The sequence below is a fragment of the Microbacterium sp. MYb54 genome, from assembly GCF_002979515.1.
Lineage (GTDB): Bacteria > Actinomycetota > Actinomycetes > Actinomycetales > Microbacteriaceae > Microbacterium.
On the sequence record NZ_PCPA01000002.1, the window covers coordinates 179,272 to 193,185 of the forward strand.

A 13,914-nucleotide genomic window follows, 5' to 3' on the forward strand; every position below is an offset into this window, starting at 1 on the left:
CGTATTCGCTCCAGGACAGCACGGCGGGATGCGGCGACCCGCCTAACGTTGAACTGCTCGATGATCCGATCGGGTTCGGATCATCGAGCAGTTCGGGTCGGAGCGGAGCGCGCTCCCCGAGACACGACGCGCTCCGCTCCACTCGTGCACCGTTCGCCCCCACACAGCACTGTTTCCAGGCCGTGTCGATGAGGCTACCGACCCGTCGACAGCGGCGGGCACTCCCGCTGCTCGCAACGGATCCGGCGTGACCACGTACCCGAGTGCGATCGCGCGCACACGCTCATGCACCCGCTACGTGCGCGGGTGCACTCCTCTACGTAGTCCTCACTGATCGGCGGGGTAGTGGGCTATCCAAACGTCACTCTGGGATAGACAAACGTCTAGTCGATTCACCCGAACGGAATGCGGACTGGACCCGAACCCGAACCCGAACCCGATTGTGATCCTCTGATGTCTCGCACGAAGTCTCCTACGAAGTCGCGCTTCGCCCTCGCCATCACGGCGGCGCTGGCACTGATCCTCGGCCTTCTGAACCCGGCTGCCGCCTTCGCCGGCAATGACGGCATGCTGAGCACGGCCCTCACCGCGAAGAACACCTCGGTGTACGCCGGCGATGCCCTGGTCTACGAGGCACAGCTCAGCTGTTCCGACCCGGCGGAGTGCACCGACGTCTCGCTGCACTTCACCAAGCCGGACGCCGTCAAGCCCGGAGCGAAGGGCGTGGTGACGAAGCCGTACCCGCCCGGGGTGACGTCCGTCACCGCGAACGATGACGGCACGATCGACGTCGTGTACAGCGCGACCGCCGCAGGACTCGTCTCGCAGCTCACCGTCTCCTGGCCGACCGAGAACCTCAGCACCCCTCCTGGCGACCAGACGACGACCATGACGGTCACGCAGCCGGGGGTCCCCAACGTCGTCCGCGACGCAACGATCGCTCTGCTCGCCGACAGCGACCTGGCTATCGACAAGCGGGGCGCGGCGACCACCCAGCCCGACCAGAACTACACCTACACGATCGACGTCGGGCTCACGTACCCGGATCCCGGCAACGGGAATCACGGCGGATTGAGCTACACCGACGCTGTCGTCGTCGACCCCCTCCCGGCCGAGGCCGTCTATGTCTCCGCATCCAACAGCGGCGTGTACAACCCGACCACGCACACCGTTACGTGGAAGCTCGGCGATCTGCGCAGCGGCGTGAACAACATCTCCGTCACCGTCCGCTACCCGGCCCCGGCCGACGGCACCGCGCCGACGTATGTGAACACCGCGACCCTCACTGCGACGCAGATCGGCTCGAAGGACCCGACGAGCGTGAGTGATGACTCGCCCGTGACCGTTCGTGCCGACACCCCCACCTACCGGACCGAATCCGGCAAGACGGGCACGCCGCTCATCGCCGGTGGATCGCAGCACTTCGACATCCTCGCCACGAACCACGGCAACACTGACGCCGACATTACGATCAACGACCCCATCCCCGACGGCCTCATCGTTTCCTCCGTAGACGGCGGGTACTACCGTGGCAACATCAAGGCCGGAAGCACGGTGGAGTTCCACTACGCCGACGGCACCTCGAGCGGACCGCTCGACTTCACGGTCAACGATTCGAAGATCGACGTCCCTGACGGCGCGCCGCGCGTCACGAGTGTGACGTTCGTGTTCCGCAAGGTCGAGGTCGAGAAGTCGATCGTGGCCGTCATCCACACCGCCGGCGACTGGGACGTGATCGGCGACAAGACGTCGATCACGAACTGCGCCACGGTCGAGACGACCGGCGCCGGCGACGCGCAGCAGAGGTGCGCGACGATCGAGGTCTCCCCTGTCGACGTCCCGAGCCCTGCGGTCGGAAAGTCGGCGGAGCAGGCAGCAGTCGGCCCTGGCGGCACGATGACGTGGACCGTGGCGATCGGGAACAGCGACGCCAACCCGACCGCGCTCATGCCGGTCCTCTACGACAGCATCCCGAATCAGGTGACCTTCGTGCCGGGTTCATTCCGCGCGGTATCCGGCAACGGCAGCTATTGCCTCGCCGATGACGACTTCCAGGAAGAGGTCCTGCCCGACTGGAACACCACACACGGCACCCCGTTCACCACCGGTGCCCGCACGACGGTCCGCTGGACCTACACCGGAACGACCGGGCTGGTCGTGCCCAAGTGGCAGGCACCCTGCCACTACGAGTACGACACGGTCGTGAACCCCGGCGTCGCTTCCGGCGTCTACGGCGGCTACGCGCTCGATGCCGCGTACCAGGGCAACCTGATACAGATCTTCGATCGGGATCTGCGCATCCCGGCATCGCCCTACGGGTGGAACAACGACATCTTCGACGGCGACGGCGACGGGGACACCACAGAGCAGGCACCACGCAAGGGCGCAGACTTCGCGATCGCAGACACCGCGGCCGCCTGGATCGAGAAGAAGGTCACCGGCGACCAGGACAACGGACACTGGTTCGACTCCGCCGAGAAGAAGGGTATGAAGGACGAGGTCGGCACCTCGACCCCCGGCGGCACGGTCTCGTACCAGGTGCGCCTCGGCAACCTGGGTAACCGCGACCTGAAGAACCTCGTCGCATACGACCTGCTGCCCGTTCCGGGCAACCCTGGCGTGACCAACGGTCGTTACGCCCAGAACCCTCCGGGCGCGGGCAACCAGTGGACCCCGACGATGACGGGTCCGATCGCGAATCCGACCCCGGACTCGCTGACGATCACGTACTCGATCAAGACCGACCCCTGCCGCCCCGAGATGGACAACTCCGACGAGCACAGCGCCTCGTTCTACTGCAACGGCCAGCAGGACGCGTCGTGGCAGAGCGCCGAGCAGGTCACCGACTGGTCGCAGATCCACTCCGTGCGGTTCGACTTCGGCGACAAGGTCTTCACCGGCGGCGAGTTCGTCGATCTGGAGTGGACGATGGCCACGCCGACGACCCTCGCGGATGGCTCGCCCATCCTGGGGCGAGAGCGCACCTGGAACCGCATCGCAATGGATTCGGTGCAGGCGGCCGACGGATCGCCGATGCTCGCTGCGGAGGCACCGTGGGTCGTCGACCAGATGGCTACGCCTACCGAGCCTGCGATCTCGATCGAGAAGTGGTCGACGAGCGACGGCTTCCCCGCCGGAGACTTCGATACCGCTCCGGGCAAGGCCGTGAAGGCGAACACCCCGACGGCGATCACGATGACCATCGCCAACACGGGCGCCGAGGCGCTGCGCGATGTGAAGGTCACCGATGACACGCTCGACGGACCGGCCCTCACCGACCTGGACTGCGACTTCTCGTCGCTCGGCGGACCGAAGACGGGCACGACGTGGGCGGGACCGCTCGCCGTCGGCGACAGCTTCGACTGCACCGGAACGGTTCCCGGTCTCGCCTCCGACACCACGCACGGCGACGACGCCACCGTCACCGGCACCGGCGTCGTGACGGGCACGGTCGTCACGGACGAGGACCCGTGGTTCGCGACCTCCGAGACCCTGTACTCGATCGGCGACTACACGTGGATCGACGCGAACGGCAACGGCGTCCAGGACAAGGGTGAGGTTCCGATCTCCGGAGTGCTCGTGATCCTCCACAGCGCCGACGGCACCGAGATCGCCCGCACCACGACGGACGCTCACGGGTACTACCACTTCGACCGACTGCCGGCGGGTGACTACTCGCTCGAGTTCGGCGAGGTGCCCGGATACCAGCGGACGCCTTCGATGCAGGGTTCGGACACCACAGTCGACTCCGACGCCGATGTGACGACGGGTCGCACCGCGCTCATCCACCTGGATGAGGGCGCGGAGAACGTGACACCCTCGGAGGATTCCGACGGAGTGACGGCACCGTTCATCAACCGCACGATCGATGCGGGATACATCTCGCTCGTCCCGACGATCGACATCGAGAAGTGGTCGACGAAGGACGGTCTCATCGACGGCGACTTCGATGCGGCCCCCGGCAAGCCCGTCGACACCGGCAAGACGATGTCGATCACGATGACGATCACGAACACCGGCAACGAGGCCCTCACCCAGGTCCACGTCACCGACACGACCCTCACAGGGCCCGCGATGACCGAATTGAGCTGCGACTTCTCGCCGCTCGGCGGCCCTGCTACGGGCGTCACCTGGGACGGTCCGTTCGAGATCGGCGCGAGCTTCGAGTGCACGGGGCAGGTGCCCGGCATGGATGCCGCCGCCGTGCACGCAGACGAAGCGGCCGTGACCGGAGTGGGAGTGAAGTCCGGCACCGCGGTGCAGGACGCCGACCAATGGCACGCGAAGACCCCGAAGGCGTCAGCCCCGGCCCCCTTCGATGGGCCGACCACGCTCGCCATTACCGGTGGCGTCGTCGGAGGCGCGGGACTGGCAGCCGCCCTGCTGCTGCTCGGTCTGATCCTGATGCGTCGTCGCGCCCAGGCCTGACCCGCTCAACCAGCGCAGGGGCCCCGCCGCACACGTGGCGGGGCCCCTCATCCCGTGTCGTTCCTTCAGCTCGGGATATCGGATCTCACCCGGGTTCCTCCCTGATGAGAGCCTTGATCGCAATCCACGATGGTGGCACACTGAGCGCGTCGGAGACGACGCTCGTGGTCGTCACGTCAGCCCATTGACTGAGGGAACGGGTCACGCATGTACTCAGCAACCGCTGGACGACGGTGGCTCGCGGCCGCACTCGGCCTGGTCATCGCCCTCGGTGCCGCACTGGTCGCCACGCCGGCGTCCGCCGCCCCGACACCGCAGACGTGCGCCTACGCGACCGCGGGGCAAGGACAGTACGCACGGACGCTCTGCTGGATCGACATGAGCGCGTACTCCGATGCCGCGGCCGGGACCCCGAGCGGCCAGGAGATGGTGGTCGAACTCCCCGGCGGATACACGCTGAGCTACACGGTCCAGCGCTCCGGTCGTCAGATGGGCTCATCGCCACTTCCACTCATTCCGAGCGCCTTCATCGGGACCGGGGGCCATTACGGCGGCGTCGCGGGACGCCCGGGCCTCTACCAGGTGAACCGTGCTGTCGATCCGTCGACGAGCACGACGGTGCGGATGACCGGAATCTCAATGCGCGACGTCAACGGGGATCCAGTGCATGCCTTCTCGATCGTCGGCGTCGATGTCGAACAGACGACGACCGGTGAGACGGACACCTGGACATCGAACGTCCCGCTGACGCAGATAATCCCGATCGGGAACGCCTGCCCTGGTGCCTTCACCGGCGTCGGTACCACGACCGTGGTCTGCGCGTCGAACAACACGCTCACTCGCACCGGCACGGCGATGCTCGCCGCGGAGGATCCGCAGAGCATGACCCAGGTGATGCAGAACGCGACGACGGGCGTGCAGGGCATCGCGTTCGCCGTGCTGCTCCCCAAAGTGCAGCTGAACAAAGTCGTCGACGGGCGCATCGAACCTAATGACGAGTTCTCGCTCTCCGTTCAGTCCTCAGGCGGCGCCACCCTGGCCACAGGCGGCACAGGCCCCGGCACGACGGGCACGACCGGCGAGGTGCCGACGATCGGGACCACGCCCGGCTCACCGTTCACGCTCGCCGAGTCCTCGACACCGGGAAGCCTCTCGGGCTACGTCACCAGCTGGAGCTGCACGAGAAACGGTCAGACCGATGCCAGCCTGCCCTCGGGGCAGGTCGGCGCATCCGCCGTGGTCGTTCCTGCCATCGGCGACCTCATCGACTGCACCATCACCAATACCGCCCGCGCAGTCGGGCTCACGCTGCAGAAGTACGCGGGGACGCCAGTCGACACGAACGGGAACGGCATCACCGACCCCGGAGACTCGATCCCGTACACCTTCCGCCTCGACAACACGGGTGAACTCCCACTCGAAGATGTGACGGTGACGGACCCTCTCCTCGGCGAGGTCGACTGTCCGTCGACGACGCTCGCTCCGGGAGCATCGATGACATGCGCGAGCGTCATCGACCACCTGGTGACTGATGCGGATGCCGATCGTGGCGCCGTGGTCAACGATGCCGTAGCTTCGGGAACGCCGTCAGGCTCGAGCGCCACCGTCACGTCGAACACCTCTGCCACGAGCACACCGGTCACCGTCGCTGCCCCCGCGCTCGAACTCGTGAAGAGGGCATCGACGCTGTTCGTCACCCGCGCCGGTGATGGGTTCACCTACTCGTTCGATGTGACGAACACTGGGAATGTGGCCATCAGCGGCATCGCCGTCACCGAGCAATCGTTCACCGGAAGCGGCCCCACGCCCAGCGTCTCCTGCCCGGCAACCGAGCTCGCGCCCACGGCGGCGATGACTTGCACCACCACCCAGTACGACGCAACCCAGGCCGATGTCGACGCCGGCATCATCTCGAACACGGCGATCGCGACCGGGACGGCCGGCTCACCCGTGTCATCGAATCCGGCGAGCGTGGACATCGTCGCGGACCAGATCGCCGCACTCGAGCTTGCGAAGTCAGCCACGCCGAACGACGTCGCGTCATTCGTCGTCGGCCAGGCGATCGACTATGCGTTCGTGGTGACGAACGCCGGCAATCTCACGGTCAGGGACATCGCCGTAGACGAGCAGGTGTTCACCGGGAGCGGCCCGATCGGACCGATCGACTGCGGCCCGGAAGCAGCGGCCCTCGAGCCAGGGCATCAGGTCGTCTGCCACACCGCGTACGTGCTGACCCAAGAGGATGTGGATGCCGGAACACTCAAGAACTCCGCAACCGCGCAAGGCACACTCCCCAGTGGCGATCCGGTCGTCTCTCCGGAGTCGTCCGTCGACCTGCCGGGCGATCAGGCACCCGCGCTCACCCTCCAGAAGAGCGCCGATCCATCGACGGTCACTGCGGCCGGCGAGACGATCACGTACAGCTTCCTCGTCACGAACACCGGCAACGTGACCCTGACCGCCGCCACAGTCGATGAGACCGCCTTCAGTGGCACCGGCACGCCTCCCGCCGCGGCCTGTCCGGCCGAGGCGGACGCTCTCCTCCCTGGCGCCACGGTGACGTGCACAGGGAGCTATGTCACGACGCTCGCCGACGTCACCGCTGGCACGATCACGAACACCGCGATCGCAACAGCGACGGCCCCCGGCGGAGTGCCGGTCGACTCACCGCCGTCTTCGGCGACCGTCACGATCGAGCCGATCCGGTCGCTCTCGCTGCAGAAGTCAGCGTCCCCAGGGCAGATCGATGCGCTCACAGACGTGGTGCTGTACTCGTTCCTGGTCACGAACACCGGAACGGTCACCCTGAGCGATGTCGGCATCGCCGAGACGGACTTCACCGGTTCTGGGCCCACTCCCGTCGTCGCCTGCCCAGCCGGTGCCGTGTCGCTCGCACCGGATGACTCAGTCACCTGCACCGCGACATACAACCCGACCCAGGCCGACCTCGACGCCGGGTCATTCCTTAACACAGCCACCGCCTCAGGAACGGCGCCCGCGGCCGGCGGCATCGTCACCTCAGACCCGTCGACCACTCCTGTCACTGTGAACGCGATCCCCAACCTCACGGTGGTCAAGACCTCACCCGTGTCCTCGGTGTCGAGCGTCGGGGATCTCATCGAGTACACCTTCACCGTGACGAACACCGGCAACGTGACCCTCGATGACATCCGGATCCGTGAGGGCGTGTTCACGGGCGTCGGTGCCCGCAGCGCCCCGGCCTGCCCGACCACCCCGCTCGCCCCTGGCGACGACATGGTGTGCACGGCGAGTGTGGCCGTCGGTCAACGCGACCTCGACAGCGGGAGCGTCAGCAACACGGCGGCGGCCGAAGGCACTCCCCCCGCGGGCGGCGATCCGGCGATCTCGCCCCCATCGACGGTCGTCATCCCGGCCGTGATCTCACCCGCACTGACCTTGGTGAAGGCCGTCGAGCCCCTGACCGCCGCGGGGCCCGGCGCGACCCAGCAGTACACGTTCACCATCACGAACATCGGCAACGTCACACTGAGCGACGTTGCCGTTCGAGAAGGCACCTTCAGCGGAACGAACCCCCCACCTGTCGCTGTCTGCCCGGCCGGGGCCGCGAGCCTTCCGCCAGACGGCGTGGTCGTCTGCACGGCGAGCTACACCGTGTCGCAGGAAGACGCCGATCGCGGCACCGTCACGAACACCGCGACCGCGATCGGCTCCGCACCCGCTGCGGAGGGTCCGACCGAGAGCCCCGAGTCGGAGGCGGTCTTCTCCGTCACGGTCGCACCACCACTGTCCGGCGCGGCGCTCACGCTGACCAAATCCGTCGACCCGTCCGTGCTCGACGAGTTCACTCCGGGGACCACGCTTCACTATCGCTACGTGATCGTGAATTCGGGACCGGTCGCCGTCTCATCGATCGGCGTTCAGGAACTCGATTTCACCGGCGCCGGGGTCGTGCCGACGGTGTCATGCCCGACCGCGCCCGTTGCGCTCGCCCCCGGCGCGAGCATCGAATGCTCCGCCTCCTACGTGCTGACCACGGGGGATGCGAACGCGACGAGCATCGCGAACACCGCCCTGGCGACAGGACTCGACGGCAACGGGGATCGGGTCGTCTCGACGCCGTCGACCGCAGAGGTGACGTTGCGCTCCGCTCTGCCGACAACCGGGGCTGATCCCACCGTGTTCCTGATCGTCGGAGCGACTCTTGCCACCCTCGGCGCTCTCACGCTGCTGATCGCCGCGGCAGCGCGTCGCCGGCGCGAGCAGATGACCTGACCCGGCCCGGCCCTCGATCAGAATCGCTCCCCCGGAACGTCACTCCGTCGTTGACTTCCGCAATCAAACCGGTTTACACTCATCAAACCGGTTCACCGATGAGTGCATCGGAGCGTCCGGAACCCACGAGGAGGTGGCATGAGCCGCACGACCATCGCCGATGTCGCTCGCGAAGCAGGCGTCACGAAGGCCACGGTCTCGCACGCCCTGAGCGGCAACCGCCCGATCTCCGACGAGACGAAGGCGAAGGTCCTCGCAGCGGCCGAGAAGCTGAACTGGGCACCGAGCCAGAGCGCACGGGCACTCGCCACGCGTCGGGCCAACGCGGTCGCCGTGGTGCTGGCCCGCGACCCCCAGGTCATCGCGAACGACTCCTTCTTCCCGGCCTTCATCGCCGGCGTCGAATCGGTGCTCGCCGAGACCGAGACGGCACTCCTGCTCCAGGTAGTCCCCGACCGCGACGCCGAGGAACGGGCGTACCGCACGCTCACCCACGGCCGCGCCGACGGCGCCCTCCTGCTCGACCTGCGCACCGACGACTGGCGTGTACCCTTCCTCGACGACCTCGGACTGCCCACCGTGCTGGTTGGCGCCTATGACCAGCCGACCGGGTTCTCGTGTGTGCGAACCGACGACACCGCCCCGGTCCGCGAGATCATCGCGCACCTCCGGGCCGCCGGACACGAACGCATCGCCCACGTCTCCGGGCCGCTCGAATACGTGCATTCGAAAGCGCGTGCAGACGCCTATGTCGCGGCGATCGGCGACGACGAGCTGCTCCGCGAGGGCGACTTCACCGCCGCGAGCGGCCGCACCCGCACCGCTGAGCTCCTCGCCCTGCCCGACCGCCCGACCGCGATCCTCTACTCGAACGACACCATGGCCATCGCCGGGCTCTCCTACGCCCGTTCCCAGGGCCTCTCGATCCCGCAGGACCTCGCGATCTCGGGCTTCGACGACGACCACCTCTCCGCCCACCTGTCTCCAGCGCTGACCAGCGTCTCATCCGACCCCGCGGCCCGAGGCCGCGCCGCCGCCCGCCTCCTGCGGGCTGACATCCTCGGGGCGCAGCCGCGCACCGAGATCGTCGACTGCAACGTCGTGCACTTCCGGGAGAGCACCAGCTAGTCGGCATCCGCATCACCGCAGCACCACCACCCGCAGCACCACCACCCGCAGCGTCACCACCCGCAGTGTCAAGGAGGACACCATGAAGAAGCTCCGCGCAATCGCCTTGATCGGCGCCACCGCTCTCATCGCCACCGGATGCTCGGCCGGAGGCGGTGGTGGCGAAAGCTCAGCCGACGGCACCGGGCCCATCAGCATCTGGCTCTCCAACAACGAACAGGAACTCGCCTGGGGCACCGCCGTGGTCAAGGCCTGGAACGACGAGCACCCCGACGAGAAGGTCAAGGCGCAGGAGATCCCCGCCGGCTCCTCGTCGGAAGAGGCGATCACCGCCGCGATCACCGCGGGCACGGCTCCCTGCCTCGTCTACAACGTGGCGCCGGCCGCGGTCTCGGGCTGGGTCAAACAGGGCGGACTCGTCGACCTCAGCAAGATCGACGGCGGCAGCGACTACATCACCGAGCGCGGCGGAGAGGTCGATGCCTACGCGAGCGACGGCAGCTTCTACCAGCTCCCGTGGAAGTCGAACCCCGTGATGGTCATGTACAACAAGGCGCTCTTCCAGGCCGCGGGGATCGACCCGGAAGACCCGCAGATGAACACGTACGACGCGTTCCTCGAAGGGTCGCGTGCGATCGTCGCCTCCGGCGTGCAGAGTGCGATCTGGCCGGCACCGACGAGCGAGTTCTACCAGCCGTGGTTCGACTTCTATCCGCTGTATCTGGCCGAGACCGACGGCACGATGCTCGTCGAAGACGGCAAGTCCACGTTCGACTCGGATGCCGGGCGCACCGTCTCGGAGTTCTGGAAGACCTTCTACGACGAGAAGCTGTCGCCGAACGAGGCGTCGACCGACGATGCGATGTCGGCAGGCACCACTGCGATGCAGCTCGCCGGCCCCTGGGCGATCCCCTCCTACGCCGACACCGTCGACGTCGGCTTCATGCCGGTGCCGACCAGCGACGGTCGGGAGACTCCGACGACCTTCGCCGACTCGAAGAGCGTGTCGATGTTCACGGCCTGCAAGAACCAGGGCACTGCGTGGGAGTTCCTGAAGTTCTCCACCAGCGAGGACAGCGACGGACAGCTGCTCGAGGCCACGGGGCAGATGCCGATGCGCACCGGACTCACCGACACCTACGGCGACTACTTCGCTGCGAACCCGAACTACGTGGCGTTCGCCGAGCAGGCCGAGAAGACCGCCGACGTCCCCAGCATCCCGAACTCCGTCGAGGCGTGGCAGGCATTCCGCGACGAGTACTCCTCCGCCGTGATCTTCGACAAGGAGTCGATCGACGACTTCCTCGGGAACGCGGCGAAGAAGATCGACGCGCTCGTCGCCGAGTGACACCGTGACCGATAAGAAGAGGTTGCGCACCCAATGGCTGGGTGCGCAACCGATCGGCGGCCTGTTCGCGCTGCCGTACTTCGTGTTCGTGATCGCGATCTTCGCCTACCCCCTCGCGTTCGCGGTCTACATCGCCTTCCACGACTACTTCTTCACGGCTCCGGGCACCGAGGTCGACCGCCCGTTCGTGGGCTTCGACAACTTCGTCACGGTGCTCACCGACCCGAGGGTGCTCGGATCGTTCCGCAACACCCTGATCTTCCTGGTCATCAATGTGCCCCTCACGGCCGTGCTCGCCCTCGTGCTCGCGGCGGCCCTGAACACCGGCATCCGCTGGGTCGCGGCCTACCGGGTCGCGTTCTACGTGCCGTATCTGACCGCGAGCGTCTCGCTCGTGGGCGTGTGGATGCTGCTGTTCTCGGGCAACGGGCTGATCAACACGATCCTCGGCCCGCTCGCCCCCGATCCGTCGTGGCTCGTGAACAGCGGACTCGCGATGCCGATGATCGCGTTCTACGTGACCTGGAAGCAGCTCGGGTTCTACATCCTGCTGTATCTGGCCGCGCTGCAGAACGTGCCGAAGGAGCTGTACGAGTCTGCCGAGACCGACGGCGCCGGAGTGCTCTCGCGCTTCCGCCACGTCACGATCCCCGGGGTGCGCAGCGCCACGACCCTCGTGCTGATCCTGTCGATCATCACCGGCGCGAACCTCTTCACCGAGCCCTACCTGCTCACCAACGGCGGCGGCCCTGACGGCGCATCGACCACTCCGGTGCTGCTGATCTACCAGCTGGGCATCCAGCAGCAGAACCCCGACACCGCAGCGGCCATCGGCATGATCCTCGTGATCCTCGTCGGCATTCTCTCGCTGGCGGCCAACCGCGCGACCAGGGAGCGATGATGAAACGCAAGCGTTCAGTCCCCCGCATCCTGAGCATCATCCTGCTCACGATCGCGGCCATCGGCTTCGCCTTCCCGTTCTACTTCATGATCGTGGGGGCGTTCCAGGAGAGTCCGACGAACTCCCCGAGCGAGCTGTTCCCGACGAGCGGATGGACGGTCGACAACTTCGTCGCGATCGACTCCCGGATCGACCTGGTCGGCTCCCTGCTGAACTCGCTGATCTTCACGGCCGGCGTGCTGCTGGGAACCGTCGTGTTCGGGCTGCTCGCCGGGTACGCGATCGCCCGCCTCGACTTCCGCGGTCGTGGCGTGATCTGGGTGCTGATGCTGCTCGTGCAGATGGTGCCGTTCCAGCTGCTGATGATCCCGCTCTACGTGCAGATCACCCGCAACTACGGCCTCGGCGACTCGTACATGGGCATGATCCTGCCGTTTCTCATCAACACCACGGCGGTGTTCATCTTCGTGCAGTTCTTCAAGGCGCTGCCGGTGGAGATCTTCGAAGCGGCGCGGATCGACGGTGCGGGCGAGATCCGCCTGCTGACATCCGTCGCGATCCCGCTCATCCGTCCCGTGCTGGTGACGGTCGTGCTGGTCACCTTCATCGGCCCCTGGAACGAGTTCCTCTGGCCTTTCCTCATCACGAAGGATGCGAGCCTGCAGCCGCTGGCCGTGTCGCTGGCGAACTACATCTCCAACGTGGCACAGTCCACGGCGAACCCGAACGGCGCGATCCTCGCCGGCGCCACCGCTCTCGCGTTCCCCGTCGTCATCCTGTTCGTCGTCTTCCAGCGCTTCTTCAAGGCCACCGACCTCGGCGCGGCCGTCAAAGGCTAACCCCCATCCCCCAGTCAGAAAGGGCCCCCATGTTCTCCGGAGCCTCCTTCCCCCTAGGTCCATTCACGCCCTATGAGGGCAACCCCATCCTGCGTCCACGCGGCGACAGTTGGGAGTCGGCCAACCTCTACAACCCGGCGGCAATCGTCGACGGCGATGAGGTCGTGCTGCTCTACCGGGCGCACGCCGACGACATCATCTCCCACATCGGCCTCGCCCGCTCCCGGGACGGGGTGACCTTCACCCGCGAGGACGCACCGATCCTCTCCCCCTCCGAGGACTACGAGACGTACGGGTGCGAGGACCCGCGCATCGCGCTGATCGACGGCACCTACTACCTCACCTACACGGGCTGGGACCGCCGCAGCGCGCAGCTGTGCCTGGCGACCTCGACCGACCTGCGCACCTGGACCAAGCACGGTCCGCTGTTCGACGACTTCGACACGTTCAAGACCATGGACCCGCGCGGGTTCAACTGGTCCAAGGCCGGGGTCATCGTTCCGCAGCGGATGCACGGGAAGTGGTGGATGTACTTCGGCGAGGGGGCGATCTACTGGGCGACCAGCGACGACCTCATCCACTGGACTCCCGGGACGGCTGACACCGACCCGATGTACTCGCCGACGCCCGGCACCTGGGATGAGGCGCTGGTGGAGATCGGCACCTCCCCTGTGGTCACCGACAACGGGCTGCTGCTCTTCCTCACCAACGGCGCCACCCGTGTCGTGCACGATGACGGCACCGTCGACGTCGACTACCGCTGCGGGCAGATCGCCATCGACCCGGACGAACCGACGAAGGTCATCGCCCGCCTGCAGGAGCCCTGGCTGCGCCCGCAGACCTTCGAGGACATGCACGGGCTCGTCTCGAACGTGACCTTCGTGGAGGGGCTCGTGAAGTTCCGCGGCAAGTGGTTCGCGTACTACGGGCAGTCCGACACGACGCTGGCGGTCGCGATCCACGATCCGGCCGAGTCGTGGGGTCGCGCGCTGCGCGATGGCGGAGAGGCGTGATGA

Annotated in this window: 7 protein-coding genes; all 7 read left to right on the forward strand. The window is 66.9% G+C overall.

Translation table 11 applies throughout. The features are described 5' to 3' along the window. The first annotated feature begins 453 nt into the window (after positions 1-453). A complete protein-coding gene (locus tag CQ040_RS03695; RefSeq protein WP_146113858.1) occupies positions 454-4,428 on the forward strand; it encodes an SdrD B-like domain-containing protein in 3,975 nt (1,324 codons plus the stop codon). A 207-nt stretch (positions 4,429-4,635) separates the two neighbouring features. Next, on the forward strand, positions 4,636-8,682 hold the full coding sequence (locus CQ040_RS03700) for a hypothetical protein (protein WP_105526078.1): 4,047 nt from the start codon (positions 4,636-4,638) through the stop codon (positions 8,680-8,682). Positions 8,683-8,820: 138 nt separating this feature from the next. Then, entirely contained in the window at positions 8,821-9,810 is a 990-nt protein-coding gene (locus CQ040_RS03705; RefSeq protein WP_105526079.1) for a LacI family DNA-binding transcriptional regulator, read from the forward strand. An 82-nt stretch (positions 9,811-9,892) separates the two neighbouring features. Beyond that, entirely contained in the window at positions 9,893-11,158 is a 1,266-nt protein-coding gene (locus CQ040_RS03710; RefSeq protein WP_105526080.1) for an extracellular solute-binding protein, read from the forward strand. Positions 11,159-11,162: 4 nt separating this feature from the next. Continuing rightward, positions 11,163-12,059: a carbohydrate ABC transporter permease gene (locus tag CQ040_RS03715; protein WP_105720485.1), complete on the forward strand. Its 897-nt coding sequence runs from the start codon at positions 11,163-11,165 to the stop codon at positions 12,057-12,059. Beyond that, positions 12,056-12,898, forward strand: a complete 843-nt coding sequence (locus CQ040_RS03720; protein ID WP_105526082.1) for a carbohydrate ABC transporter permease — start codon at positions 12,056-12,058, stop codon at positions 12,896-12,898. Before CQ040_RS03715 ends, CQ040_RS03720 begins: the two co-directional genes overlap by 4 nt. Positions 12,899-12,927: 29 nt before the next feature. Next, positions 12,928-13,911 carry a glycoside hydrolase family 130 protein gene (locus CQ040_RS03725; RefSeq protein WP_105526083.1) on the forward strand — a complete coding sequence of 328 codons (984 nt, stop codon included), beginning with the start codon at positions 12,928-12,930 and terminating at the stop codon, positions 13,909-13,911. The last annotated feature ends 3 nt before the right edge of the window (positions 13,912-13,914 follow it).

Coding starts and splice junctions, on each gene's coding strand:
- CQ040_RS03700 (WP_105526078.1), top strand. CDS start 4,636: ATGTACTCAGCAACCGCTGGACGACGGTGGCTCGCGGCCGCACTCGGC.
- CQ040_RS03720 (WP_105526082.1), top strand. CDS start 12,056: ATGATGAAACGCAAGCGTTCAGTCCCCCGCATCCTGAGCATCATCCTG.
- CQ040_RS03695 (WP_146113858.1), top strand. CDS start 454: ATGTCTCGCACGAAGTCTCCTACGAAGTCGCGCTTCGCCCTCGCCATC.
- CQ040_RS03710 (WP_105526080.1), top strand. CDS start 9,893: ATGAAGAAGCTCCGCGCAATCGCCTTGATCGGCGCCACCGCTCTCATC.
- CQ040_RS03705 (WP_105526079.1), top strand. CDS start 8,821: ATGAGCCGCACGACCATCGCCGATGTCGCTCGCGAAGCAGGCGTCACG.
- CQ040_RS03725 (WP_105526083.1), top strand. CDS start 12,928: ATGTTCTCCGGAGCCTCCTTCCCCCTAGGTCCATTCACGCCCTATGAG.